The following is a 25,677-nucleotide window of genomic DNA, read 5'->3' on the forward strand; positions in this document are numbered from 1 at the left end:
GCCCGGCAGGACGCCGGGCCCCCGGCCTATCGGCGCCGGGGGCCCGGTCCTTCACTCACCCGGGGACCGGTGGTGCCTAGCCGCAGGCGCCCGCCGGGCGGGTGCGGGTCACCAGGTCGGTGTAGCCCGTGGTGCCGTCGATCCACAGCACCTGCTTGCCGCCGGCCGCGGCGGCCGAGGACTGCTCACCGCGGTTGCAGGAGACCCGGCCCTTGCCCGAGCCGTCCGCGGCGAACTGCCACAGCTTGGGCATCGACTCGTTGCGGAACCGCGTGTCCGGCAGCGCCGAGGTGACGGTCACCGCGCTGTCGGAGGCCGTGAGGTCGAAGGGGAAGAGGGCGCCCGCGCCCTTCTCGGCGCTGAGGTCCTTCACCCCGGTGCCGTCGAGGTTCGCCCGGCGCACGGCCAGCTGCCCCTCGTCCTGGACCTCGTCCGCGAGCCAGAAGACGTGGGTGCCGTTGATGCCCGTCTGGCCGATGGACTCCGGGTTCCCGGCCTGGCCCATCAGGGTCTTCTTGCCGGTCTTGAGGTCCAGCACCTCGGTGCCGATCCGGTAGGTGTCACCCTCCGGGTAGAGCTTCGCGTAGGCGATCCGGCCGCCGCTCAGCGACGGCAGGGCCGTACCCAGCTCGTAGCGCCCCTCGTCGACCCAGGTCGGCTCCTTGTCGCCGGTGCGGAGGTAACCGACGTGCCGGCCGCCGAAGTTGTCCATCGACTCCAGGACGACGACGCCGCCCTCGACCCGCAGACCGCTGACGCCGTTGGGGGTGCTGTAGAGCTTCTTGGCCAGGCCGCCCGAGATCGGGCGCGACAGGACGTCGACGCCGGTCTGGCCGTACGCCGCCCAGACCACCGTCTTGCCGTCGGTCGCCGGGTAGACGTGGAAGCGTCCGTCGTTGGGGCTGATCAGCTTGGGCGCGCCCTTGCCGTCCGCCCGGCCGGCCCACACCGAGTACGCCTCGGAGCCGTCGTCGTTGGACCTGGACGTCGCGTACCAGCCGCCGCCGGCGCCGAGGCCCGCGCCCGCGGTGTTGAGGCGGGGCAGCAGCAGGTCGGTGTCGACGCCGAGCGCCTGCTCCCAGTTGGGCACGATGCCGTGGGCGTTGAAGGAGCGCGTGACGACGTTCAGGTCCTTCGTGGAGACCTTGAGCGCCTTGGCGGCCGCGAGGACGGCGTTACGGCCCTCGGTGAAGCCGTCGAGCGGCGTCATGTACTCCGTCAGCGCCTTGTAGGCGATCTTGTCGGCGAGGGTGCGGCCGAGGTCCTCGCGGATGTCCCACAGGGCGCCCGAGAAGATCGTGGAGTTGAGGTGCACCCCGCCGTTGTCCGAGCCGAAGCTCACCCCCAGGAAGTTCTTGGAGGTGGTCGCGCCGTCGTTGAGGTCGCGGAAGGCGCACTCGCGCGGCGACTTGGTGCGGCACAGGCTCTCGCCGAGGAGGCCCGCGTTCGGGTCGTCCATGGCGAGGCCCGCGGCGTCCACGTCGATGGCGTTGCCGAAGTAGTCGGCGATCGCCTCGTTCAGGGCGCCGGACTGGCCCGCGTAGACGAGGTTGGCGGAGTTCTCCACGACGCCGTGGGTCATCTCGTGGCCGACGACGTCGAGGTCGGCGGAGAGCGTCTTGTACTCGCTGTCGCCGCCGCCGTACACCATCTTGGTGCCGTCCCAGAAGGCGTTGACGTACGCGTCGCCGAACTCGGTCACACCGACCAGGGAGTTGATGGTCATGCCCCGGCCGTCGAGGCTGTCCCGGCCGTGGGTCTTCTTGTAGTAGTCGTAGACCTTGCCCGCGGCCCAGTGCGCGTCGACCGCGCCGGCCTCGGTGGCGTCCTTGCCGAACTGCGGGCCGGGCGAGCCGAACTCCTTGATGCCGCCGGGCCAGCGGCCGGAGACCTCGCCGACGTCCGTGCCGCGCGCGTCCCAGGTGGTCAGCAGGTTCTTGCTGGTGTCCCACATCCGGGCGTGGTCGGTCATGACGTACTCGTTGCGGGCGGTGTCCTTGTACAGGCCCAGCTCGACGGTGGTGCCGTCGTACTTGACGCCGGAGCCCAGGACGCCGGGACTCACGCCGCCGTCGGCGGGCCCGGCGGACTTCGCCGCCTTCGCCGCGGCCCGCGAGGCGGCCTTCTCCCGGGCGCCGTCGGTGGCCCCGTCCTTGCCGAAGGTCTTGATCCCGCTGTACTGGAGCACCGGGAAGCCGGCCTTGGCGTCGATGTAGACCTCGCGCAGCACGGGCCGGCCGGTGGCCGGGTCGGTGCCGCGTACGGTCACGTGGTGGGTGAGGACGCCGGCGCCCTTGGGCAGCACGACCAGGCCGCGCGCGGTGCCGGTCAGCGACTCCGCCGCCTTGGACCGCGCCCCCTTCGAGGCGGTGACGTCCGTCCTGTCGAGCCGGTGGCCGCCGAGGTCGCGCAGGGTGGCGGTGACGGCCCGCTGGACCGCGAGGTCCTCGCCGATCTCCGCGGTCGTGCCCACCTTGAGGCCGGTGAAGTACTTGCCGGAGGTGCCGGTGACGACGCGCTTGCCGTCCTTCCGCTCCATCCGGACGACGTACTGGCCACCGAGGACCTCCACGCCCTGGTGCTTCTGCTGGAGCCGCACGGTCTCCGCCGCGCCGGCGCTCTGGGTCCGTACGGGCGCGAGGTCACGCGCCGGCCGGTCGATGCGGTAGCGGCTCTGCTTCTCGGCGAGGTGGCCGCGCGCGGCGTCGGCGGCGCTGCCGCTCGCCTTCACCGGCTCGCGGATGCCGTCCACCAGGGCGGGGGTCGCGGTGCCCGTCCCGGGGATCACCTCCGCCTTGTCCGGGGCGGGCGCGGCGGCCTGCGCGGGCATCGCGGACACGACGAGGGCGGCAGCGCCCAACAGCGCTGCCGCCCCTGCTATTCCGCTTTTCGTGGCCGGTCTTCCTGAACGTACTCTGGGCTTACGCAAGGTTTTCCCCCTCCGTAGTGCCGGAACGCCGGAACATCTGTGGTCGGGGGACATGCAACCGACGGGCCGCGGGGAGATCAACGGGGCGTGAGGGCCCAGGGGCGGCTTTCGGCCTCCGGTGCCGCGAAGCCCCGCCGTGTGGTGCGTCCGGCCGGGGACAGTCCCAGGTCAGCCCATCTTCTTCGCGGCGCTGCGGATCGCCTCGCGGATGCGGAAGTACGTGCCGCAGCGGCAGACGTTGGCGATCGCGTCGAGTTCGGCGTCGGTGGGGTTCTTCGTGCGCTTCAGGAGGGCGACGGCGGCCATGATCTGGCCGGGCTGGCAGTAGCCGCACTGGGCGACGTCCTGTTCGAGCCAGGCCTCCTGGACGGGGTGCAGCCGGTCACCGTCGGCGAGGCCCTCGATGGTGGTGACCTCGCGGCCGGCGGCGTCCGCGACCGGTACGACGCACGGCCGGACGGCCTCGCCGTCGAGGTGGCTGGTGCAGGCCTTGCAGACGTCGATGCCGCAGCCGTACTTCGGGCCGCGGACGCCGAGCAGGTCGCGCAGCGCCCAGAGCAGGGGCAGGTCGTCGGGGGCGTCCACGGTGACCGGACGGCCGTTGACGGTGAAGGAGTGGGAGGGCACGGGCGGGGCTCCTGGCGCTAGCGGGGGAAGGGGGTGAAGTCGACGTCGAAGTTGACCGGAAAGCGGCGGGGGCGGGTTCCGGTGGCGCGCGCGTAGGCGTTGCCGATGGCGCCGACCGCGGCCGGGACGCCCAGCTCCCCGGCGCCGCCCGGCTCGCCGGTGGCCGGCATGACGAAGATCCGCACGTCCGGGGGCGTGTCCTTCTGCCGCGCGTAGTGGAACTGCGAGTAACTGCCTTCCAGCGGCAACCCCTTGTCGATGTGGAGCCCGGCCGTGAGGGTGGTGGCGATCGCGTCGGTCAGCCCGCCGAGCAGCTGGGCCTCCAGGCCCCGGGGGTTGACGGCGCGGCCGACGTCGGCGGCGATCACGGCCTTGGTGACGCGCGGGTGCCGGGGGTCGGTCGCGTCGATCTCGGCGAGGACGGCCGTGCGGGACTTGTACTCCTCGTGGAAGCCGATGCCCTGCGCGTGCCCGGCGGGCATCGGGCGGCCCCAGGCGCCCTCGGCCGCGACCTTGTCGAGGACGGCCCGCTGGGCGCGGTTCCTGAGGAAGGACCGCCGGAACTCCACCGGGTCCTTGCCCATCTTCGCGGCGAGTTCGTCGATCAGCATCTCCTCCGCGCCCCGGGTGTTGGCCGAGTACACCGACCGCCAGGAGGCGGTGGGCATCCGCAGCGGCACCTCGGTGAGCTGCTGGCTGGTGACGCCGAAGTGGTACGGCGACTTCACGGTGAGGTGGAAGAGGCCCTGGGCGAACGCCGCGTTGCCCAGGCCGCCGGGGAGCTTGGTGCCGGTCGCGGTGAGGATCTCGCCGAGGCCGTGCCGCATGTCGGTCTCGACGGCCGCCACCCGGTGGTCGAGGCCCACGACCCGTCCCGCGGCGTAGGAGAGCCGGATCTTGTGGTGGGTGGCGGGCCGCATCCGCCCGTGCCGCATGTCGTCGACGCGCGACCACATCAGCCGCACGGGCCGCCCGCACCTCTTCGACACCTGGGCGGCCTCCAGCGCGGCGTCGAAGAACAGCCGCCGGCCGAAGGAGCCGCCCGCCTGCACCACATGGACGGTGACCTTGCCGACCGGCAGCCCCAGTTCCTTGGCGATGGTCTGCTGGGCGACGATCGGCGCCTTCAGGCCCGACCAGACCGTCGCCCGGTCGGCCCGGACGTCCGCGACCGCGGCGTTGGTCTCCATGGGCGCGTGGCTGACGGGCGCGAAGTCGAACTCGGCGTCGAGGTGTTCGGTGAGCGGCAGCGGGAGCAGCGGGAAGGAGACCGCCGACCGGAGCCGGGCGCGGATGCCGTCGTCGGAGTATCCGTCGACCGTGCCGGGTCCCCAGGTGACGTCGAGGGCGTTCTTGGCGTCGAGCGCCTGGCCGAAGGTCTCGGCGACGACGGCGACACCGGTGGGGATGACGGCCGTGTCGAGGACACCGGGCATGGCGCGGACGGCGGCCTCGTTGTTCACCGAGCGCACCGTGCCGTGGACCGTCGGCGGTCTGCGCACCATGCAGGGTTTGGCGCCGGGGACGTCGAGGTCCAGGGTGTACTGCTGCCGGCCGGTGACCATGGCCCGCGCGTCGACGCGGGGGGTGGGCGTGCCGACGAGGGTGTGCGCGGACTCCGGTTTGGGCCTGGCCGTGAGCGCCACGAGGTGCCGGGAGGCGGCGGCCGTGGTGAGGGAGCCGTAGGGAGCGGTGCGGCCGTCGGGTGCGACGACCGCGCCGTCGCGGGTGGTGAGCGCCCCGGGCTTCAGGTCCCACCGGTCGGCCGCGGCCGCCACCAGCCGGGCGCGCGCCGCGGCGGCGGCGTGCCGGACGGGGTCGTAGAGCGACCGGACCGAGTTGGAGCTCGCGGTGAACTGGTTGAACAGCAGCTCGGGCCGGGCGTCCTCCAGCTGGACGCGGACCCGCGCGAGCGGTACGTCCAGCTCCTCGGCGACCAGCATCGCGACCGCCGTCGTGATGCCCTGCCCGACCTCCTCCCGGGGCAGCCGGAAGGTGACGGTGCCGTCCTCCCCGACGGTGAGCACCAGCAGGTGTGCCGTGGGGGCGCCGGCGAGGATCAGGACGTCGCCGAGGTCGACGAGGTCGGCGGGGCCCGGGAGCGTGGGCACGACGCCGTCGGCGGCGGCCGGGGTGGCCCCCTCCGGGCCGAGGCCGGCGGCGACGGCGAGGGTCGGGCCGGCGAGGAGGTAGGTGAGGAAGCGGCGCCTGGTGCCGTGCGGCCGGGGCGCGGGGTCCGCCTCCCCCGGGACCGGTGCCGTCTCCTCCGCCGGTCCTCCAGGCTTCAGCTGTTCCGTCACGAGCGCTCCGATCCGGCCCCGGCCCGCCGCGGGCCGCCGGACACTCAGCAGATCATCACCACCGGGCCGCCGACGGGCAAGAGGCAGTCCTGGCTACGGGGTGACGGGGCGCCAGGCCGGGCCGTCGCCGCCCCGCTCCACCCGTCCGAAGACGACGTCGGCGAAGTGGAGCCCGAAGCCGGTGGTGTCCGGGCGGGCCATCTCCTCGACCAGGCGGTGGCGGAAGTCGGCGGACCGGACGGGGTCGTGGTCGACGACGGCGGACCACTCGGGGTGGTCGACCTGGATCGGCGAGTGCAGGGCGTCACCGAAGGCGATCACGCGCTGCCCGCCGTCGGTGATGACGTAGGCGGCGTGGCCCGCGGTGTGACCCGGCGTCAGCATGACGCGGACGCCCGGGAAGATCTCCTCCCCGTCGGCGACGGTGCGGACGCGGGGCTCCAGCGCCGTGAGCATCTCCTTCGACGTGCCGTGCTCCTCCGCGAGGTGGCGCTGGTCCCACTCGGGCTCGGCGAAGAGGTATTCGGCGGCGGTGAAGGCCGGGGCGTCGCTGCCCGGGGCCGGGTGCCAGGCCCAGCCGAGGTGGTCGAGGTGGAGGTGGGTGAAGGCCACGGCCTCGATGTCGCCGGGCGCGCGGCCCGCCTTCGCCAGGCTGTCCAGGAGCGCGCCGCCGTACATGGCGCCGTGGGCGTTGCCGGGTTCGGCGGGGGTCGCCCGGGGGCCGAGGCCGGCGTCGATGAGCAGCGCCCGGCCGTCGCGCTCGACCAGCAGGCCGCCCATGCTGGCGACGAGGTTGCCGGTCGCGTCCAGGTACTCGGGGTGCGCGGCCCAGGTCTCGTCGGTGGCGTCGGGCAGCCAGCCGGGCGTCAGCTGGCCGGCGCCGTCGGGCAGGTAGGTCAGCTTCGTACCGCCGAGCCGGAGTGTGTGCATGCCCGCCGGCCGCCGCAGTCGCTCGTCCATGTTCCCGCCCTTGTCTTCGTCTGTGTCGTCAGAGGTGTCGTGGGGACGGACCGACAATAAGCTTCCAGCTTGAATGATTCAAGTTGGAATGATGCTGACTTGAATAATGTCGGCTCGCATGATGTGAGCTTGATGCGCTGACTAGAATGGGAGCCATGACGACACCGGACGCACACCCGGACACACAGGGCCGGCCGACGGGCACCCAGGTGGACCCGGCGGACGCCCGGGAGGCGTTCGCGACGGCCGAGCGGCAGCTGTGCGGCCTGGTCACGGGCCTGGCCCGGCGGATCGCCGACCACGTCCGGGAGCGCGCGGCCCGGCTGGAGCTCACGGCCCCGCAGGCCACGGCGCTGCGGGAGCTGACCGGCCCGATGACCATGCGGGAGCTGGCCGACCGCATGGCCTGCGAGCCGTCGAACGCCACCTTCGTCATCGACAAGCTGGAGAGCCAGGGCCTCCTGGAGCGCCACCCGCACCCGACGGACCGCCGCGCCAAGCAGCTGATCCTCACCCCCGCGGGCACGGACCTGCGGGAGCGCCTCCTGACCCTGCTCAAGGAGGAGGGCCCGCTGGCGGGCCTGAGCCTGGAGGAGCAGAACGCGCTCCAGGCGCTGCTCCAGCGCGCGGTCACGGACTGACGCGCGCGGAGCGCACACACCTCGACGGAGCGCCCCCACCCGTTCACGGGTGGGGGCGCTCCGTCTCACCGCCGGATCAGGGCCGTTACGCCGCCACCGGCACCTCCACCGGCGCCCCCGCCGGCCGGAGGGCCAGGTCCAGGGCCTGGCGTACGTCCGAGACCGGGTGCACCGACAGCTTCGCCAGGACCTCCGCCGGCACGTCGTCCAGGTCCGCCTCGTTCCGCTTCGGGATGATCACGGTCGTGAGGCCGGCGCGGTGGGCGGCCAGGAGCTTCTGCTTGACGCCGCCGACCGGGAGGACGCGGCCGGTCAGGGAGACCTCGCCCGTCATCGCCACGTCCGGGCGGACCCGGCGGCCCGACAGCAGGGACGCCAGGGCCGTCGTCATCGTGACGCCCGCGCTCGGGCCGTCCTTCGGGACGGCGCCCGCGGGGACGTGCAGGTGGACGCCGCGCTCCTTGAAGTCGCCGACGGGCAGCTCCAGTTCCGCACCGTGGGAGCGGAGGAAGGACAGCGCGATCCGCGCCGACTCCTTCATCACGTCGCCCAGCTGGCCCGTGAGGGTCAGGCCCGCGCCGCCCGTCTCCGGGTCGGCCAGGGACGCCTCGACGAACAGGACGTCGCCGCCCGCGCCCGTCACCGCGAGGCCCGTCGCCACACCCGGCACCGACGTGCGGCGCTCGGCCGGGTCCTGGGCCGCCTCCGGGGTGTGGTGCGGGCGCCCGATCAGCGGGCGCAGTTGCTCCACGCCCACGGTGAACGGCAGCTCCTGCTCGCCCAGTTCGTGCTTCGCCGCGATCTTGCGCAGCAGCCGGGCCACCGCCCGCTCCAGGGTGCGGACGCCCGCCTCCCGGGTGTACTCGCCGGCGAGCTTGCGGAGGGCCTCGTCCTCCAGGACCACCTCGCCGCTCTCCAGCCCCGCGCGCTCCAGCTGCCTCGGCAGCAGGTGGTCGCGGGCGATGACGACCTTCTCGTCCTCGGTGTAGCCGTCGAGGCGGACCAGCTCCATGCGGTCCAGGAGCGCCTCCGGGATGGCGTCCAGGACATTCGCCGTGGCCAGGAAGACCACGTCGGACAGGTCCAGTTCCACCTCCAGGTAGTGGTCCCGGAAGGTGTGGTTCTGGGCCGGGTCGAGGACCTCCAGGAGGGCCGCCGCGGGGTCGCCGCGGAAGTCGGAGCCGACCTTGTCGATCTCGTCGAGCAGTACGACCGGGTTCATCGAGCCGGCCTCCTTCACCGCCCGGACGATCCGGCCGGGCAGCGCCCCCACGTACGTACGGCGGTGGCCGCGGATCTCGGCCTCGTCCCGTACGCCGCCCAGGGCGACCCGGACGAACTTCCGCCCCATCGCGCGGGCCACGGACTCGCCGAGCGAGGTCTTGCCCACGCCGGGCGGGCCGACCAGAGCGAGCACCGCGCCGCCGCGCCGGCCGCCGACGACGCCCAGGCCGCGGTCGGCCCGGCGCTTGCGGACGGCGAGGTATTCGGTGATGCGCTCCTTGACGTCCTCCAGGCCCGCGTGGTCCGCGTCGAGGACGGCCTTGGCGCCGGGGATGTCGTACGCGTCCTCGGTCCGCTCGTTCCACGGCATCTCCAGGACCGTGTCGAGCCAGGTGCGGATCCAGCCGCCCTCCGGGCTCTGGTCGGAGGCGCGCTCGAGCTTGTCGACCTCCTTGAGCGCGGCCTCGCGGACCTTCCCGGGCAGGTCGGCGGCCTCGACGCGGGCCCGGTAGTCGTCGGACTCGCTGTCCGGGTCGCCGTTGAGGTCGGCGAGTTCCTTGCGGACGGCCTCCAGCTGACGGCGGAGCAGGAACTCGCGCTGCTGCTTGTCGACGCCCTCCTGGACGTCCTTGGCGATGGACTCGGCGACGTCCTGCTCGGCCAGGTGCTCGCCGAGCCGGCGGACGGCGAGCTTCAGCCGGGCCACGGGGTCGGCGGTCTCCAGCAGCTCGACGCGCTGGGCGAGGTTGAGGAACGGGGAGTAGCCGGAGTTGTCGGCGAGCAGGCCGACGTCGTCGATCTGCTGGACGCGGTCCACGACCTGCCAGGCGCCGCGCTTGCGCAGCCAGCTGGTGGCCAGGGCCTTGTACTCCTTCACCAGGTCGGCCACCGCGCCCGGCAGCGGGTCCGGGGTGATCTCCTCGATCCGGGCGCCCTCGACCCACAGGGCCGCGCCCGGCCCGGTCGTCCCGGCCCCGATGCGCACGCGGGCGAGCCCCCGGATGAGCGCGCCGGGGTCGCCGTCGGAGAGCCGGCCGACCTGCTCGACGCGGCCGAGCGTGCCGGTGCCCACGTACGCGCCCTCGATCCGGGGAACAAGCAGCACCCGCGGCTTGTCGTCCCCGGTGGCGGCGGCCTGGGCGGCCTCCACCGCGGCCCGCACCTCGGCGTCGGAGAGGTCCAGGGGGACGACCATGCCGGGCAGCACGACCTCGTCGTCGAGGGGCAGGACGGGCAGGGTGAGCGGTGTGGACGTGAAAGCCATGATCTCCCCTTCGGCAGGCAAGTTGAGCTACATCGACTCAATGTGTAGGCGCCGCCGGATGTTCCCCCGGACGTGTTCGCTCTGAGCGATCAGCGCCCGGGGAGGAAGTCACCTACGCCGCGTTCGGGAACGCCCGCCGGTAGTCCGTCGGCGACACCCCCAGGTGCTGGGCGAAGTGCCGCCGCAGGTTCGTCCCCGTCCCCAGGCCGCTCCGCTCCCCGATCCGCTCGACCGACAGGTCCGTCGTCTCCAGCAGGACCCGCGCCCGGGCCAGCCGCTGGTTCAGCAGCCACTTCAGCGGCGTCGTGCCCGTCGCGGCGTGCAGCCGGCGGAAGAACGTGCGGGGGCTCATCCCGGCCCGGCGGGCGAGGTCGTCGACGGTCAGCGGGCGGTCGAGGTGCTCGGTGGCCCACTGGAGCACGGGCGCGAGGCCGTCGTCCCCGGCGGCCGGGACGGCCAGGTCGACGTACTGCGCCTGACCCCCGGGCCGGTGCGCGGGGACGACCAGGCGGCGGGCCAGCTGGTTGGCGACGTGCGCGCCCAGGTCGTGGCGGACCAGGTGCAGGCACAGGTCGAGCCCGGCGGTGACGCCGGCGCTGGTGAGGACGTCGCCGTCGTCCACGTAGAGCACCGAGTCGTCGACCTCCACCCGCGGATGGCGGCGGGCGAGCTCCTCGGTGTGCATCCAGTGGCAGGTGGCCCGGCGGCCGTCCAGGACGCCCGCCTCGGCGAGCGCGAAGGCCCCGGCGCACAGGGACACCATCCGGGCGCCCCGGGCGGCGGCCTCGCGCAGCGCGGCGATCAGCTCCGGGGGCAGCTCCCGGCCGCCCTCGACGCACGCCTCCGGCACGGAGGGGACGATCACGGTGTCGGCGCCGATCAGCCCCTCGGGCCCGTACGGGGTACGCAGCCCGAAGCCGTGGGCGGACGCGGCCTCGCCCCGGTCCGCGCCCACCGCGCACAGCCGGAGCTCGTACCAGGGGTCGGCCAGGTCCCGGTGCGGGATGCCGAAGACCGTGGTGACGACCCCCAGCTCGTACAGGTCCCAGAAGGGGACGTCGTCGTCGATCACGGCCACTGCCACGGTTCCGGCGCTCATGCCGGCAGCCTATTGGCAGGAATGGTTCGGCTGTCGGCAGTCCTGCCACTGTCGGGCCGTTCCGGCCGCTGCGAGGGTGGTTCTCGCTTGATCCACTTCGCACCGCACGGGGAGAGACCACCGATGAGTGTCACCGTTCTCGGCCTGGGACAGATGGGCACCGCCCTGGCCGACGCCTTCCTGGCCGCCGGCCACCCGACCACCGTCTGGAACCGCTCCGCCGGCCGGGCCGACGGCCCGGTCGCGCGCGGCGCCCGGCTCGCCGGCAGCCCCGCCGAGGCCGTCGCCGCCAGCCCGCTGGTCGTCGTCTGCCTCTCGACGTACGACGTCGTCCGGGAGGTCCTGGCCGGCAGCGCCGGGGTCCTGCGCGGCCGCACGCTCGTGAACCTCACCTCCGGCTCGCCCGAGCAGGCCCGCGAGACCGCCGCCTGGGCCGCTGAACACGGGATCGACTACCTCGACGGCGCGATCATGTCGACCCCGCCGGGCATCGGGAGCCCGGCGGTGATGCTGCTCCACAGCGGCTCGCCGGCCGCCTTCGCCGCGCACGAGGGCACCCTGCGGAGCCTGGGCGAGCCGGTCCACCTCGGCGAGGACGCGGGGACCGCCTCCCTCTACGACACCGCGCTGCTCGGCATGATGTGGGCGACGCTCGGCGGCTGGCTCCAGGGCGCGGCGCTGACCGGCGCGGACGGGATCGCGGCGACCGCGTTCACCCCGGTCGCGATCCGCTGGATGACGGCCGTCTGCGGCTTCATGAACACCTACGCGCCCCAGATCGACGCCGGCGCGTACCCGGGCGACGACGCCACCCTCGACGTGCATCTCGCGTCCGTCGAGCACCTCGTCCAGGCCAGCGCGGCGCGCGGGCTCGACGTGGAGGTGCCGGGCCTGTTCAAGGCGTTCATGGAGCGGGCGGTCGCGGCCGGCCACGGCGGCGACAGTTACGCGCGCCTGATCGACGTCGTCCGGAACGGGGGCCGGGCGTGAGCGTCACCCACCCGGAGAGCCCCGGCACGCGGACGGGCGCCCCGGCCCCCACCGCGGCCGGCTGGGCCGCGATGCTGACGGAGGCCGCCGACCGGTGCACCGCCGTCCTCGCGCGGGCGTCGCGCGAGGAGGACTGGGCGCGGCCCGCCCACGGGCTCGACTGGTCCTGCCGCGCCACCCTGGACCATCTGGCGCTCGGCCTCGTCGGCTACGCGGGGCTGCTCACCGCCCGGCCCACCGACCGCTACATCGCGCTGTTCGCCTCGCTCGACCCGGAGGCGCCGCTACCGGCCCGCCTGGAGGGCATCCGCATCGCCGCGGCGCTGCTGGCGGCCACCATCCGTGGCGCGGACCCCCGGGACCGGGCCTGGCACCCCTGGGGCCACTCCGACGCGGCCGGCTTCGCCGCCATGGGCCTGGTCGAGACGCTCGTGCACACCGACGACCTCGCGCGCGCCCTCGGCATCGGGTGGCGGCTGCCCGACGAGCTCTGCGCGCCCGTCCTCGCCCGGCTGTTCCCGGACGTCCCGGACGCCGCCGCCGGGCACTCCCCCGCCGCGACCCTGCTGTGGGCCACCGGCCGGGGCGCGCTGCCCGGGCACGACCGGCGCGCGGAGTGGGCCTGGGACGGCACGGTCCGCTGAGCGGGTGCCCCGCCCCTCCGTACCGGTCTCCCGGCCGTCGCGCAAAAGCGGACGGCAGGCCACGCCGGTGAGCAGGGCTATCGGGTGGCCCCAGCTGGCGAGGGGGTCGGCGAGCTCGACGAGGTCCTGGGCGCACGTCAGGGCGGCCAGGCCGAGGACGGTCCGGCCCGCCGTGCGGGGCAGCAGCACGGCCAGCGCGCCTATGCAGGCCATCACGCCGAAGCTGATGCCGTAGTCGAGGCGGTGCAGCGAGGCCTCCGGCAGCCGCCCGGCGGCCACCGCGCCCGCCACGGGCAGCTCGGTGGCGAGGGTGGCCAGCACATGGCCGAGGAGGAAGACCCCGGCGGCCCGGGCGGCGCCGACCCGGCGCTCCAGCGCGCTGACGACGAGGGCGAAGAGGATGCCGTACGCGGAGTACAGGCCGCCCGCGACCCACAGGGCGCTCGCGACGAGGACGACGAGCGGCCGGTCGGCGAGGTTCGCGGCGTCGGTGCTGGAGTCGCGCAGCAGCCGGTCGACGGTCGCCTCGTCGCCGAGGTCGGTGTAGAGCGCGGTGGCCAGGAGTATCAGGCCGTAGACGAAGCTGAAGGGCGTGCCGGTGGGCGTCGGGAGCACGCGCCACGGCCGCAGGCGCCGGCCCGCGCGCCGGGGCGGCCACCAGGCGCGGTGCGCTCGTACGGGCTCCTGGGCGCCGGAGGCGGTGGCGCGGTCCGCGGCGGGGGCGTCGCCGGCCGTGCGGCGGCCGCCGTCGAGCGAGGTGGCGCCGGAGACGTCAGCGGCGGGAGGGGCTCCGGGGGAGCCGTCACGCGCGGGCACACGGCCCGGCACGGAGGCGTCGGCGGAGGCGTCCCCCGGCTCCCGGGCGGCCTCGGACCGCACGTCGGCGGGGTCCACGACACTCACTCGGCCAGACCCCTCTCCCACGGTGCCCCACGGGTTCCCGGCGGGCGGCCCGCTCACTTCACGAGCGCCTCGCGCCGCACCGGTCAAACACGGGTGCGCCGCCCGCACCCGCAACATTAAAGTCCACGGAGGCCCGTCGAATCACCTTCTCCCGGTGACTCCCGTCACCTCCCTCAACCCCGGCTCCACCCCTTGCGTCCGTCGAGCGATCCGATCCCCCGGAGGCCCGCCCATGACCACTCAGGAAGCCCGGTTCAGCCGCCCGGATCCGGAGCCCCCGGTCACCCTGGACCGGCGCGACGGCCCGTACGGCGAGGTGGCGCTGCGCCGTCGGGGTGACGTCCACGAGATCATCGCCAACGGCTGCTTCCTGATGGACACCTCCGACGGCCGCTCCGAGCGGCTGCTGGTCGACGCCGCGCTCGCCGCCCTGCCGCCCGGCCGGGAGCGCCCGTCGGTGCTGATCGGCGGGCTCGGGGTCGGCTTCTCGCTGGCGCGGGCGGCGGCCGCCCCGCGCTGGGGGCGGATCACGGTCGTGGAGCGGGAGCCGGCGGTCGTCGACTGGCACCTGACCGGTCCGCTGGGCGCGGTCTCGGCGGCGGCGCTCGCCGATCCGCGCACGGAGATCCTCCGCGCGGACCTGGTCGCGCACCTGAGGACGGGCACGGCGGCGTACGACGCGCTGTGCCTGGACATCGACAACGGGCCGGGCTGGACGGTCACCGAGGACAACGGCGGCCTCTACTCCCCCGCCGGGCTCGCGGCGTGCCGGGAGCGGCTGACGCCCGGCGGGGTGCTGGCCGTGTGGTCCGCGCGGCCGTCGGAGGAGTTCGAGGAAGCCCTCCGGAATGCCGGGTTCGAAGGGGTAAGAACCGAAGAGATCACCGTTGCCCGGGGCGTCCCGGACGTCGTCCACCTCGCGCTCCGTGCCGCGTAGCCGTCCCCCGCCACCTGCCCGTACTCTGCTTGCCACAGTGGCAAGGGACTGGCCGGGAAGCAGAACGGGAAGACGCTAGGGGCGGGGCGCATGGAGCAGACACACATCAGCCCGAGCGGCGCCGCGGGCTCCGCGGGGGCCCAGCGCCGGGTCCTGGTCGTCGAGGACGACCGGACGATCGTCGACGCCATCGCGGCCCGCCTGCGGGCCGAGGGGTTCCAGGTGCGGACCGCCGGTGACGGGCCCGCGGCCGTGGACACCGCCGAGGCGTGGCAGCCGGACCTGCTGGTCCTGGACGTGATGCTGCCGGGCTTCGACGGCCTGGAGGTCTGCCGGCGCGTGCAGGCTCAGAGACCGGTGCCCGTGCTGATGCTCACGGCCCGGGACGACGAGACGGACATGCTCGTCGGGCTGGGCGTGGGCGCCGACGACTACATGACCAAGCCGTTCTCCATGCGGGAGCTGGCCGCGCGGGTGCACGTGCTGCTGCGGCGGGTGGAGCGGGCGGCGCTGGCCGCGCACACCCCGCGCAGCGGCATCCTGCGGCTGGGCGAGCTGGAGATCGACCACGCGCAGCGGCGGGTGCGGGTGCGCGGCGAGGACGTGCACCTCACGCCGACCGAGTTCGACCTGCTGGTCTGCCTGGCGAACACGCCGCGGGCCGTGCTCTCCCGCGAGCAGCTGCTCGCGGAGGTGTGGGACTGGGCCGACGCCTCCGGCACCCGCACCGTGGACAGCCACATCAAGGCGCTCCGGCGGAAGATCGGCGCGGAGCGGATCCGTACGGTCCACGGTGTCGGCTACGCGCTGGAGACCCCGGCGGCATGACCGGCGGCGGGGCCGAGCGCGGGCGCGACCGGCGGGGCGGGCAGGTCCCCCGCCCGGGACGGGACGGGGCCGGGGAGACCCGGGAGCGGGCGCGGGCCGGTGAGCGGCCTGCGGCCCCGGCGGGGCTGGGCGGCCGGGTCTGGGAGGCGCTGCGGCCCCTGGACCCCTACCGGTCGGTGAAGGCGGCGCTGGGCGCGCTGGTCATCGGCTCGGTGGTGATAACGACGTTCCTGGTGTTCGTGGCGATCCACTCGGCCACCGAGCTGCGGGTGATCACCGTCTTCTCGATCATCGCCTCGCTGCTGATAACGCAGTTCGTGGCGCACGGCCTGACCGCGCCGCTGGACGAGATGACCGAGGTCACCCGGGCGATGGCGCAGGGTGACTACACCCGCCGGGTGGGGGCCGGGCGGCGGGACGAGTTCGGGGACCTGGCCAACGCCTTCAACCGGATGGCGGCCGATCTGGAGGCGGTGGACACGCACCGCAAGGAGCTCGTCGCCAATGTCTCGCACGAGCTGCGCACCCCGATCGCGGGGCTGCGGGCGGTGCTGGAGAACGTGGTGGACGGCGTGTCGGCGGCCGATCCGGAGACCATGCGCACGGCACTGCGGCAGACCGAGCGCCTGGGGCGGCTGGTGGAGCAGCTCCTGGACCTGTCCCGGCTGGACAACGGGGTGGTGCCGCTGCACGCCCGGCGTTTCGAGGTGTGGCCGTATCTGGCCGGGGTGCTGAAGGAGACGAGCATGGCCAACGGCTCGGGCTCCTCCCCCAACGCGCGTAAGGACGTCCATCTGCACCTGGACGTGTCGCCGCCGGAGCTGACCGCGCACGCGGACGCGGAGCGGCTGCACCAGGTCGTGGCGAACCTCGTGGACAACGCCGTCAAGCACAGCCCTCCCCACGGGCGGGTGACGGTCCGGGCCCGCCGGGGCGAGGGGGCGCAGTCGCTGGCGCTGGAGGTGCTGGACGAGGGGCCGGGCATCCCGGAGGCGGAGCGGCACCGGGTCTTCGAGCGGTTCAACCGGGGCGGCTCGGGCCAGCAGGGGCCGGGCACGGACGGCGGTACGGGTCTCGGGCTGGCGATCGCCCGCTGGGCCGTGGATCTGCACGGCGGCAGCATCGGGGTGGCCGAATCCCCCCAGGGCTGTCGCATACAGGTCACTCTTCCGGGAAAGCCCCGTGATCAAAGTTGACGTAGGGTCGATGACGGAAGCACACATTCGAGGGAGTGTGGGGCCCGCTCCGGCGAACCCTGACACCCTCGGACGCACCGTGGACCGGTCCCAGGCCGATCTCAGCCCAAGCGGAACCCGGTGTGTTTCCCGCCAAGTCATGCCTCGAAACCCGTCGCGGAATGTGACTTGCGCGACTGCTGGCCCGGGTGGCCTGCATCAACCGGCCGGACAGGCGTAGCCTTTATTTCCGCTGTCCATCACCTTGTGAAGCGGAAGAGGGCGGTTGCCGCCGTGTCGCCACAGTCCCCCAACACCTCGAGCATCTCGACAGGCCAAGACGGGCAGGGCAAGAGCCCTGCGGATGTCTTCGGCTCCAATGAGTGGCTCGTCGACGAGATCTACCAGCAGTACCTCCAGGACCCGAACTCGGTCGACCGAGCCTGGTGGGACTTCTTCGCCGACTACAAGCCCGGCCAGGCCGCGGCCGCGCCGCCGACGGCGCTGACGGGGGCCACGCCCCCGCAGCCCGCCCGGCCCGCCGCCGCGCCCGTCGCGGCGCAGGCGGCTCCGGCCGCCGCTCCGGCTGCCCCCGCGCAGCCCGCCCCGGCCCAGGCCGCCCCGGCCGCGCCGGTCGCCAAGGCTCCGGCCGCCCCGCAGCAGGCTCCCGCCAAGCCGGCCGCGGCCGCGCCGGCGAAGCCCGCCGCGAAGGCACCCGAGAAGGCCGCTCCGGCCACCGAGGCGCCCGCCGGTCCCGAGTACGTGACGCTGCGCGGCCCCTCGGCCGCCGTCGCCAAGAACATGAACGCCTCCCTGGAGCTGCCGACGGCCACGTCCGTCCGCGCGGTCCCGGTGAAGCTGCTGTTCGACCAGCGCATCGTGATCAACAATCACCTCAAGCGCGCCCGCGGTGGCAAGGTCTCCTTCACGCACCTCATCGGCTACGCCATGGTGCAGGCGCTGAAGCTCATGCCGTCCATGAACCACTCCTTCACGGAGAAGGACGGCAAGCCGACCCTCGTCAAGCCCGAGCACGTCAACCTCGGCCTGGCGATCGACCTGGTCAAGCCCAACGGTGACCGCCAGCTCGTGGTCGCGGCCATCAAGAAGGCCGAGACGCTCAACTTCTTCGAGTTCTGGCAGGCGTACGAGGACATCGTCCGCCGCGCCCGCGTCGGCAAGCTGACGATGGACGACTTCACCGGCGTCACCGCCTCGCTGACCAACCCCGGCGGCATCGGCACCGTGCACTCCGTGCCGCGCCTGATGCCCGGCCAGGGTCTGATCCTCGGCGTCGGCGCGATGGACTACCCGGCCGAGTTCCAGGGCACCTCGCAGGACGCCCTGAACCGCATGGGCATCTCCAAGGTCATGACCCTGACCTCGACGTACGACCACCGCGTGATCCAGGGCGCCGCCTCCGGCGAGTTCCTGCGGATCATGGCCCAGCTGCTGCTCGGCGAGAACGACTTCTACGACGAGATCTTCAAGGCCCTGCGGATCCCGTACGAGCCGGTCCGCTGGCTGCGCGACATCGACGTCTCCCACGACGACGACGTCACCAAGGCCGCCCGGGTCTTCGAGCTGATCCACTCCTACCGGGTCCGCGGCCACGTCATGGCCGACACCGACCCGCTGGAGTACCGCCAGCGCAAGCACCCCGACCTGGACATCACCGAGCACGGCCTCACCCTGTGGGACCTGGAGCGCGAGTTCGCGGTCGGCGGCTTCGCCGGCAAGGCGATGATGAAGCTGCGCGACATCCTGGGCGTGCTGCGCGACTCGTACTGCCGCACCACCGGCATCGAGTTCATGCACATCCAGGACCCGAAGCAGCGCAAGTGGATCCAGGACCGGGTGGAGCGCGGCCACTCCAAGCCGGAGCGCGAGGAGCAGCTGCGCATCCTGCGCCGGCTGAACGCCGCCGAGGCCTTCGAGACCTTCCTCCAGACGAAGTACGTCGGCCAGAAGCGCTTCTCGCTGGAGGGCGGCGAGTCCGTCATCCCGCTGCTCGACGCGGTGCTGGACGCGGCCGCCGAGTCGCGCCTGGACGAGGTCGTCATCGGCATGGCCCACCGTGGCCGCCTCAACGTCCTCGCCAACATCGTCGGCAAGTCCTACGCGCAGATCTTCCGCGAGTTCGAGGGCAACCTCGACCCGAAGTCGATGCACGGCTCCGGCGACGTGAAGTACCACCTGGGCGCCGAGGGCACCTTCACGGGCCTGGACGGCGAGCAGATCAAGGTCTCGCTGGCCGCCAACCCGTCGCACCTGGAGACCGTCGACCCGGTCGTCGAGGGCATCGCCCGCGCCAAGCAGGACATCATCGGCAAGGCCGGCACGGACTTCACGGTCCTCCCCGTCCAGCTGCACGGCGACGCGGCCTTCGCGGGCCAGGGCGTCGTCGCGGAGACGCTGAACATGTCGCAGCTGCGCGGCTACCGCACCGGCGGCACCGTGCACATCGTCATCAACAACCAGGTCGGCTTCACCGCGCCGCCGGAGTCCTCGCGCTCGTCGATGTACTGCACCGACGTCGCCCGGATGATCGAGGCGCCGATCTTCCATGTGAACGGTGACGACCCGGAGGCCGTGGTCCGCGTCGCGCGGCTCGCCTTCGAGTTCCGCCAGGCGTTCAACAAGGACGTCGTCATCGACCTGATCTGCTACCGCCGCCGCGGCCACAACGAGTCCGACAACCCGGGCTTCACCCAGCCGCTGATGTACGACCTGATCGACAAGAAGCGCTCGGTGCGCAAGCTGTACACCGAGTCCCTCATCGGTCGTGGCGACATCACGCTGGAAGAGGCCGAGCAGGCGCTCCAGGACTACCAGGGGCAGCTGGAGAAGGTCTTCATCGAGGTCCGCCAGGCCGACACGGCCCCGGCCCCGCTGGAGGTCCCGGCCCCGCAGACCGGCTTCCCGGTCCAGGTGGACACCGCGATCTCCCAGGAGGTCGTCAAGCGGATCGCCGAGTCGCAGGTCACCCTGCCCGACGGCGTCACGGTGCACCCGCGCCTGCTGCCGCAGCTCCAGCGCCGCGCGGCCAGCGTCGAGGACGGCACGATCGACTGGGGCATGGGCGAGACCCTGGCCTTCGGTTCGCTGCTGATGGAGGGCACCCCGGTCCGGCTCGCCGGCCAGGACTCCCGCCGCGGCACCTTCGGCCAGCGGCACGCGGTGCTCGTCGACCGGGAGACCGGCGACGACTACACCCCGCTGCTGTACCTCTCCGAGGACCAGGCGCGTTACAACGTCTACGACTCGCTCCTCAGCGAGTACGCGGCGATGGGCTTCGAGTACGGCTACTCCCTGGCCCGCCCGGACGCGCTGGTGCTGTGGGAGGCCCAGTTCGGTGACTTCGTCAACGGCGCCCAGTCGATCATCGACGAGTTCATCTCCTCCTCCGAGCAGAAGTGGAACCAGACCTCTGGTGTCACCCTGCTGCTGCCGCACGGCTACGAGGGCCAGGGCCCGGACCACTCCTCGGCCCGTGTCGAGCGCTTCCTCCAGCTCTGCGCGCAGGACAACATGACGGTCGCCATGCCGACGTCGCCGTCGAACTACTTCCACCTGCTGCGCTGGCAGGTCCACAACCCGCACCACAAGCCGCTGATCGTCTTCACCCCGAAGTCGATGCTGCGTCTGAAGGCCGCGGCGTCGAAGGCGGAGGAGTTCACCACCGGTTCGTTCCGTCCGGTGATCGGTGACGACACCGTCGCCACGGCGGACGTCCGCAAGGTCGTCTTCTGCTCCGGCAAGGTCTACTACGACCTGATCGCCGAGCGGGACAAGCGCGGCGCGAACGACACGGCCATCGTCCGCATCGAGCGGCTGTACCCGCTGCCGGGTGCCGAGCTCCAGGCGGAGATCGCCAAGTACTCCGGCGCGGAGAAGTACATCTGGGCGCAGGAGGAGCCGGCGAACCAGGGTGCCTGGCCGTTCATCGCGCTCAACCTGATCGACCACCTGGACCTGGCCGTGGGTGCCGACATCCCGGCCCGGGAGCGACTGCGCCGGATCTCCCGGCCGCACTCCTCCTCCCCGGCGGTCGGCTCGGCCAAGCGCCACCAGGTGGAGCAGCAGGCTCTGGTCGCCGAGGTCTTCGACGCCTGACCTCACCCGAGGTGACCACGCGGTCGGCCCCCATCGCTCCGGCGGTGGGGGCCGGCCGCTTTCGCGGCGCGCGCTCGGGGCCCGCCTATCCTGGGCGGGTATGTCCCGCACCCTGCGAAACTGTCCCCGCACACCCTGACTACCCCTGACGGAGAGCACGTTGTACTTCACCGACCGCGGCATCGAGGAGCTGGAGAACCGGCGAGGCGAGGAGGAGGTCACGCTGGGCTGGGTGGCCGAGCAGCTGCGCACCTTCGTCGACCTGAACCCGGACTTCGAGGTGCCGGTGGAGCGGCTGGCGACGTGGCTGGCGCGGCTGGACGACGAGGACGACGACGACCTCTGAGCCGGAACCGGCAGACACGGTTGCGGCAGAAAGCGGCCGGTCCACCCCGCGGGGTGGACCGGCCGCTTTCGTGCGTTCACGGGAGCCCGCCGGGCCCCCGGCCGTCTCAGGTGCGCTCGCGCCACCAGTCGTAGGCGAGGGTCAGCGCGCCGTCCGCGGCGAGCACCGCGCCCACGGCCGCCCAGCCCCGGTGCCCGGCGCGGCGGGCGCCGAGGGCCAGCGCGAGGCCGGCCGCGATCTCGGCGGCGCCCAGGGCGCGGGCGCGGGGGCCGCGGGTCCACGCGCCGAGGGTGCCGCGTTCGGCGGCGTCGAGCCCGGCCCGGACGGCCTGCCGCCAGCCCGGCCAGTCGACGGCCTCGGCCTCGGGGAGCACCCCGGCCGCCGCGCGCAGCCGGGCGGCGCTCGCGCCGGGCGCGAGGCCGGGCGGCAGCGTCAGGCCGGTGCGGGAGAGGACGGCGATCAGGCCGAGCACCCGGGCGGCGGCCCCGGCGTCGGAGTCCGGGCGGGCCAGCCCGTCGAGGGCGGCGCCGTCGAGCACCGGGTCGAGACCGAGCCGTGAGCGCAGGGCGCCCATGGCGGCCTCCTCGCCGGCCGGGGTGCCGTCGGCGAGCCAGTGGTAGCCGACCGTACGGCGGAACCCCGCGGCCACCACGAACCCGGCGCCGTTCGCGTCCCACCACAGCCCGACGACGGGCCAGGACTCGGCCACGGCCAGGGCGTGCGCCCAGCCCGCGGTCGCCTCGGCCAGGGACGTGCCCTCGGAGCGCCAGGAGTCCTCACCGGGGATCAGCGCGCTCCATCCTTCGCCGGCCGGGACCAGGAGCAGGGGTTCGTTCAGGAGCTGCGCGGAGGGGCGTACGCGGTCGGGCTCGGCCCGGCAGAGCAGCAGGACCCCGGCCGCGCGGCTGTGGTCATTAGCGGAGGACATGCGTCCACGCTATGCCAAACGGGCGCCTCTTGACTTCACCCATCCGCGATATATCGTGTTTCCCGTAAGACGCGATAGGTTGCGTCGCGGGGAGCCGCCCCGGGCGTGCCACCCCTCAGGCGTCCCCGGGCGCCCATGACGAGCCCCTGACGGGCCCGGACGGGACCCGACAAGCGCTCACGAGCCCAGCACGAGCCCTGACGAGTACGAGCAAGGAGGCCCGGCATGCCGGTCCGGTCGGAGTGGTCACTGTCCACGCCAGAGCAGCTCACCTTCGAGGAGCCGGTCACGGCCCTCGCCGTACGGATCCTGGGCGGCGCGGTCAACGTCGTGGGCACGGACTCCGGCCCCGCGACCCTCCAGCTCTCCGCGATCGACGGCCCGCCGCTGTCCGTCGGCCTGGTGGACGGCACGCTGACCGTCGCCTACGAGGACCTGACCTGGAAGAAGCTCCTCGACCGGCCCCTCGGCGGCATGGCGGGCAAGCGCACGGCCACCGTGACGCTCACCGTCCCGGCCGCCACCCGCGCCGAGGTCGGCACCGTCACCGCGGACGCCGTCGTCTCCGGCCTCGCGGGCCGCGTGGAGATCCGGAGCGCCACCGGCGACGCCACGCTCGTCGGGCTGACCGGCGAGGTCCGCGCCGAGACCGTGGCCGGGCGGCTGGAGGCCCAGGGCCTCCGCGGCGACCTGCGCCTCAACTCCGTCTCCGGGGACATCACGCTCGTCGAGAGCGCGAGCGGTGCTGTCAGGGCCGACACGGTCACCGGCGCCGTCGTCGTCGACCTCTCCCCCGCGGCCGCCGCGAAGCGGCTCGACCTCTCCCTGGGCAGCGTCGCCGGTGAGGTCGCCGTCCGGCTGCCGGCCGGCGCCGGCGCGGAGGTACGGGCGAACACCGCGGGCGGCGCGGTCTCCTGCGCCTTCGACGAGCTGGCCGTCAGCGGCCGGTTCGGCGCCCGGAAGGTCACCGGCACGCTCGGCGCCGGCGGGGGGAAGCTCAAGGTCACCACCGTCACCGGCGCGATCGCGCTGCTGCGCCGCCCGGACGCCGCGGACCGGGCCGACGGCCCGTACGACGCCCCCACCGACGTCCCCGCCCAGGGAAAGGTCCTCTGATGCCCCCCGTCTTCGCCCACGGCCGGCTGCGGCTGTACCTGCTCAAGCTCCTCGACGAGGCCCCGCGCCACGGCTACGAGATCATCCGGCTGCTGGAGGAGCGCTTCCAGGGGCTCTACGCCCCCTCCGCCGGCACGGTCTACCCGCGGCTGGCCAAGCTGGAGGCCGAGGGCCTCGTCACGCACGCCACCGAGGGCGGCCGCAAGGTCTACTCGATCACCGACGCCGGCCGCACCGAACTCGCCGGCCGCCAGGGCGAGCTGGCCGAGCTCGAACTGGACATCCGCGAGTCCGTCTCCGCGCTCGCCTCCGACATCCGCGAGGACGTCCGGGGCGCCGCGGGCGATCTCCGCCGCGACATGCGCGAGGACGCGCGCCGGACGCGCGCGGAGCCGCCCGCGGGCGACCCCTTCCAGAGCGCGAAGGAGGAGTTCAGACGCGCCAAGGAGCAGTGGAAGGAGCAGGCCCGGCGGGCGAAGGAGGAGAGCCGCCGCGCCCGCCAGGACGCCCAGCAGGCCCGCCGCCAGGCGAAGCAGGCGCACGAGGAGGCCTACGAGGAGGTCCTGCGGATCGCCGACCGCGTCCAGCGGGAGGTCGGCGAGCACGTCCGCCAGGAGGGCTGGCCGTCCGGCATCGCGGAGGGCTTCGGTCTCCTGACCCGGGAACTGGGCGACCTCGGCCAGCGCCTGGCGGAGGGCAAGGACGCCCCGGGCCGCGGGCCGCGCGGGGCTGGCGCGTCCGGCTCCGGGCGCCCGCGTCCGGACGGACCCGCCCCGTACTGGGCCACGGACCCGTCCGAGCCCTCCGAGGACCCGGCCCGCGACCTGGACCGCCTGCTGGACCGCTTCCGCGACGGCATCCGCGACACGGCCCGGGACCACGGGGTCACCCCCGCCCAGCTCGCCGAGTCCCGCCGCCACCTGGCGGAGGCGGCGGCCCGCATCGACGCGGCACTGCGCGACCCGGACGACTGACGCGGAGACGCCCGGACGGGGCGGCCTTGGCCGAGGCGCCGCACGCCGTCCGGCGCCGGGCCCGGGAACGCTCCGGGCGGGGCACCGGCGACGCGCCGCACCCGCCCGGCTCCCCGAGGGCCGTCCGGCCGCCGGGGCGTCCGCTCCACCGGCACAAGCGGCCGGCTTCCACCACGGCATGCGGGCGAGGGAGCGAGCCGGAGCCTCACCCTGCCGGGGCGCGTGCCGAGGACCCCGGGGCCCGAACGGGCCCCGCCGCTCAGCCCCGCCCCGGCACCGCCGTCACCCTGACCTCGCCCCGCCCCCTCCCCGGCACCGCCACCACCCGCACCGAGCCGCGCTCCCCCGGCCCCACCGCCGTCGTGTCGGCGCGGGCCGGGCCCTCGGTCGTCAGGCGCCAGCCGCGGGACGTGGGCGGCAGGGCCAGCTCCGTCGTGCCGGGGCCGGCCGGGGCGTACCGCAGGCGGTAGACGGCCGTTCGCGCGTCGTACGACGCCTCCCGCACCGCTCCCGCCACGGCGGGGGCGTACGGCTCCGCCGTGCGGGCCTTGTTGGGCTGGTAGCGGCCCCGCGCGTCGAGGGCGCAGTAGCCGCCGCCGTAGCACCACTGCCAGCTCGCCCAGCCGCTCGCGTAGCGGGACATGGAGGTGAGGGCGTCCTCGTAGAAGCGGCCCATGTTCGGCAGGGAGCTGTTCATCGGCCCCCACTCGCCGACGACGACCGGGACGCGCATCGCGCGCGGGTAGTGGACGACGGCCGCCTCGTACGCCCGCAGCCAGCCCGCCGCCGGGTCGTAGTCGCGCCCGGCCTCCATGGCCGCGTTGTAGAAGTGCGGGGCGTAGACGACCTTGGGGTCGTGGACGCGGCCGAGGCCCGTGGGGATGCCCTCGCCGGCGGCCGGGGTGGGCTCGACGAACAGCCAGTGGCGGCGGTCGACGCGCCGGATCGCGTCGGCGAGGCGGTTGTACATGGGAGTGATCCGCGTGGCCTCGATGCGGCGGGCCGCGTCCGGGATGCTCTCGCCCTCGCGCATCCGCCCCATCGGCTCGTTGATCAGGTCGTACCCGAACACGGCGGGATGGTCCGCGAGCCGCCCCGCGAGGACCTGCCACATCCGGGCCTGGGCGCGGCGCAGGTCCTCGTCCTGGTAGAGGTGTTCGAACGCGGCCTGGACGGCGGGCTCGAAGTACTCGGCGAACCAGTCGTCGGGGTGCGGCCGGTAGGGCAGGCCGTCGGTGCGGGTGGCCCAGGCGGGGATGCCGCGGTGGGTGCCGAACGCGGGCCCGTAGACGTCCTGGTGGGCGTCGATCACCACGCGGACGCGGTACTTGTGCGCCCAGTCCAGCACCCGTTCGATCTTCCGGAGGTAGCGCTCGCTGTACTGTCCCGGCCGCGGCTCCAGGTCGTCCCAGAAGACCGCGAGCCGGGCGAGGTCGAAGCCCCGCCCGGCCATGTCGCGCAGCGAGCGCTCGGTGATGTCCGCGAGGGCTTCGTCGCCGCGGTGCTCCTTGTCCGCGAGGTTCCAGCCGCGGACGGTGAGCACGCGGCCCCGGTCGTCGGTGAGGGGCGGGATGTCCGCTTCCGTACGGGCCGCCGCCGGAACCCCCGGTGCCAGGAGTGCCAGGACCGCGGCTACGGCGAGCAGCGCCGCCTTGCGCAAGCGTCTTGGAGGCATC

The 25,677-nt window shown here is 73.9% G+C and carries 18 protein-coding genes and 1 pseudogene; 10 read left to right on the forward strand and 9 right to left on the reverse strand.

The features are described from left to right. Positions 1-76: 76 nt before the first annotated feature. The 4 genes from SMD11_RS10985 to SMD11_RS11000 all read right to left on the reverse strand — a co-directional run bounded on the left by SMD11_RS10985 (position 77) and on the right by SMD11_RS11000 (position 6,816). Complete coding sequence (locus tag SMD11_RS10985) at positions 77-2,830, reverse strand: M4 family metallopeptidase (protein WP_234366383.1); 2,754 nt, start codon at positions 2,828-2,830, stop codon at positions 77-79. Between the two features lie 267 nt (positions 2,831-3,097). Then, positions 3,098-3,556: a (2Fe-2S)-binding protein gene (locus SMD11_RS10990; RefSeq protein WP_087926282.1), complete on the reverse strand. Its 459-nt coding sequence runs from the start codon at positions 3,554-3,556 to the stop codon at positions 3,098-3,100. Between the two features lie 17 nt (positions 3,557-3,573). Next, positions 3,574-5,856, reverse strand: coding sequence for a xanthine dehydrogenase family protein molybdopterin-binding subunit (locus tag SMD11_RS10995; RefSeq protein ID WP_234365998.1), 2,283 nt, complete (start codon positions 5,854-5,856; stop codon positions 3,574-3,576). A 93-nt stretch (positions 5,857-5,949) separates the two neighbouring features. Then, positions 5,950-6,816, reverse strand: coding sequence for an MBL fold metallo-hydrolase (locus SMD11_RS11000; protein WP_199843846.1), 867 nt, complete (start codon positions 6,814-6,816; stop codon positions 5,950-5,952). A gap of 155 nt (positions 6,817-6,971) precedes the next feature. On the opposite strand from SMD11_RS11000, the gene SMD11_RS11005 reads away from it, so the two are divergent. Further along, positions 6,972-7,457, forward strand: a complete 486-nt coding sequence (locus tag SMD11_RS11005; protein ID WP_087926283.1) for a MarR family winged helix-turn-helix transcriptional regulator — start codon at positions 6,972-6,974, stop codon at positions 7,455-7,457. Between the two features lie 85 nt (positions 7,458-7,542). On the opposite strand, the gene lon is transcribed toward SMD11_RS11005, so the two are convergent. Beyond that, entirely contained in the window at positions 7,543-9,945 is a 2,403-nt protein-coding gene (gene lon, locus SMD11_RS11010; protein WP_087926284.1) for an endopeptidase La, read from the reverse strand. A 112-nt stretch (positions 9,946-10,057) separates the two neighbouring features. Further along, positions 10,058-11,029: a GlxA family transcriptional regulator gene (locus SMD11_RS11015; protein ID WP_418952515.1), complete on the reverse strand. Its 972-nt coding sequence runs from the start codon at positions 11,027-11,029 to the stop codon at positions 10,058-10,060. 138 nt (positions 11,030-11,167) lie between these two features. On the opposite strand from SMD11_RS11015, the gene SMD11_RS11020 reads away from it, so the two are divergent. Continuing rightward, complete coding sequence (locus tag SMD11_RS11020; protein WP_087926286.1) at positions 11,168-12,034, forward strand: NAD(P)-dependent oxidoreductase; 867 nt, start codon at positions 11,168-11,170, stop codon at positions 12,032-12,034. Between the two features lie 71 nt (positions 12,035-12,105). Further along, positions 12,106-12,678: a maleylpyruvate isomerase N-terminal domain-containing protein gene (locus tag SMD11_RS11025; protein ID WP_087930418.1), complete on the forward strand. Its 573-nt coding sequence runs from the start codon at positions 12,106-12,108 to the stop codon at positions 12,676-12,678. A 96-nt stretch (positions 12,679-12,774) separates the two neighbouring features. Here the strand turns inward: SMD11_RS11025 and SMD11_RS37040 are convergent. Beyond that, positions 12,775-13,698 (reverse strand): annotated as a pseudogene (locus SMD11_RS37040) (rhomboid-like protein); the annotation flags it as partial. A gap of 115 nt (positions 13,699-13,813) precedes the next feature. Between SMD11_RS37040 and SMD11_RS11035 the strand changes: the two are divergent. The 5 genes from SMD11_RS11035 to SMD11_RS11055 all read left to right on the forward strand — a co-directional run bounded on the left by SMD11_RS11035 (position 13,814) and on the right by SMD11_RS11055 (position 20,983). Continuing rightward, a complete protein-coding gene (locus tag SMD11_RS11035) occupies positions 13,814-14,518 on the forward strand; it encodes a spermidine synthase (protein WP_087926287.1) in 705 nt (234 codons plus the stop codon). A gap of 90 nt (positions 14,519-14,608) precedes the next feature. Beyond that, positions 14,609-15,346, forward strand: a complete 738-nt coding sequence (locus SMD11_RS11040) for a response regulator transcription factor (protein WP_087926288.1) — start codon at positions 14,609-14,611, stop codon at positions 15,344-15,346. After that, the gene (locus tag SMD11_RS11045) at positions 15,343-16,542 is read left to right on the forward strand and encodes a HAMP domain-containing sensor histidine kinase (protein ID WP_234365999.1); all 1,200 of its coding nucleotides are present in this window, start codon (positions 15,343-15,345) and stop codon (positions 16,540-16,542) included. Before SMD11_RS11040 ends, SMD11_RS11045 begins: the two co-directional genes overlap by 4 nt. Positions 16,543-16,815: 273 nt before the next feature. Next, positions 16,816-20,637 carry a multifunctional oxoglutarate decarboxylase/oxoglutarate dehydrogenase thiamine pyrophosphate-binding subunit/dihydrolipoyllysine-residue succinyltransferase subunit gene (locus SMD11_RS11050; RefSeq protein ID WP_087926289.1) on the forward strand — a complete coding sequence of 1,274 codons (3,822 nt, stop codon included), beginning with the start codon at positions 16,816-16,818 and terminating at the stop codon, positions 20,635-20,637. 160 nt (positions 20,638-20,797) lie between these two features. After that, positions 20,798-20,983, forward strand: coding sequence for a DUF6104 family protein (locus SMD11_RS11055; protein WP_087926290.1), 186 nt, complete (start codon positions 20,798-20,800; stop codon positions 20,981-20,983). 106 nt (positions 20,984-21,089) lie between these two features. On the opposite strand, the gene SMD11_RS11060 is transcribed toward SMD11_RS11055, so the two are convergent. Then, the gene (locus SMD11_RS11060) at positions 21,090-21,911 is read right to left on the reverse strand and encodes a hypothetical protein (RefSeq protein ID WP_087926291.1); all 822 of its coding nucleotides are present in this window, start codon (positions 21,909-21,911) and stop codon (positions 21,090-21,092) included. Positions 21,912-22,136: 225 nt separating this feature from the next. Here SMD11_RS11060 and SMD11_RS11065 point away from each other — a divergent pair, with 225 nt between their 5' ends. Further along, positions 22,137-23,027 carry a DUF4097 family beta strand repeat-containing protein gene (locus SMD11_RS11065; protein WP_087926292.1) on the forward strand — a complete coding sequence of 297 codons (891 nt, stop codon included), beginning with the start codon at positions 22,137-22,139 and terminating at the stop codon, positions 23,025-23,027. After that, positions 23,027-24,001 carry a PadR family transcriptional regulator gene (locus tag SMD11_RS11070; RefSeq protein WP_087926293.1) on the forward strand — a complete coding sequence of 325 codons (975 nt, stop codon included), beginning with the start codon at positions 23,027-23,029 and terminating at the stop codon, positions 23,999-24,001. The genes SMD11_RS11065 and SMD11_RS11070 overlap by 1 nt, the downstream gene beginning before the upstream one ends. Before the next feature lie 259 nt (positions 24,002-24,260). On the opposite strand, the gene SMD11_RS11075 is transcribed toward SMD11_RS11070, so the two are convergent. Beyond that, complete coding sequence (locus SMD11_RS11075; RefSeq protein WP_087926294.1) at positions 24,261-25,676, reverse strand: cellulase family glycosylhydrolase; 1,416 nt, start codon at positions 25,674-25,676, stop codon at positions 24,261-24,263. Between the last annotated feature and the right edge of the window lies 1 nt (position 25,677).

The organism is Streptomyces albireticuli (assembly GCF_002192455.1).
GTDB classification, from domain to species: domain Bacteria; phylum Actinomycetota; class Actinomycetes; order Streptomycetales; family Streptomycetaceae; genus Streptomyces; species Streptomyces albireticuli_B.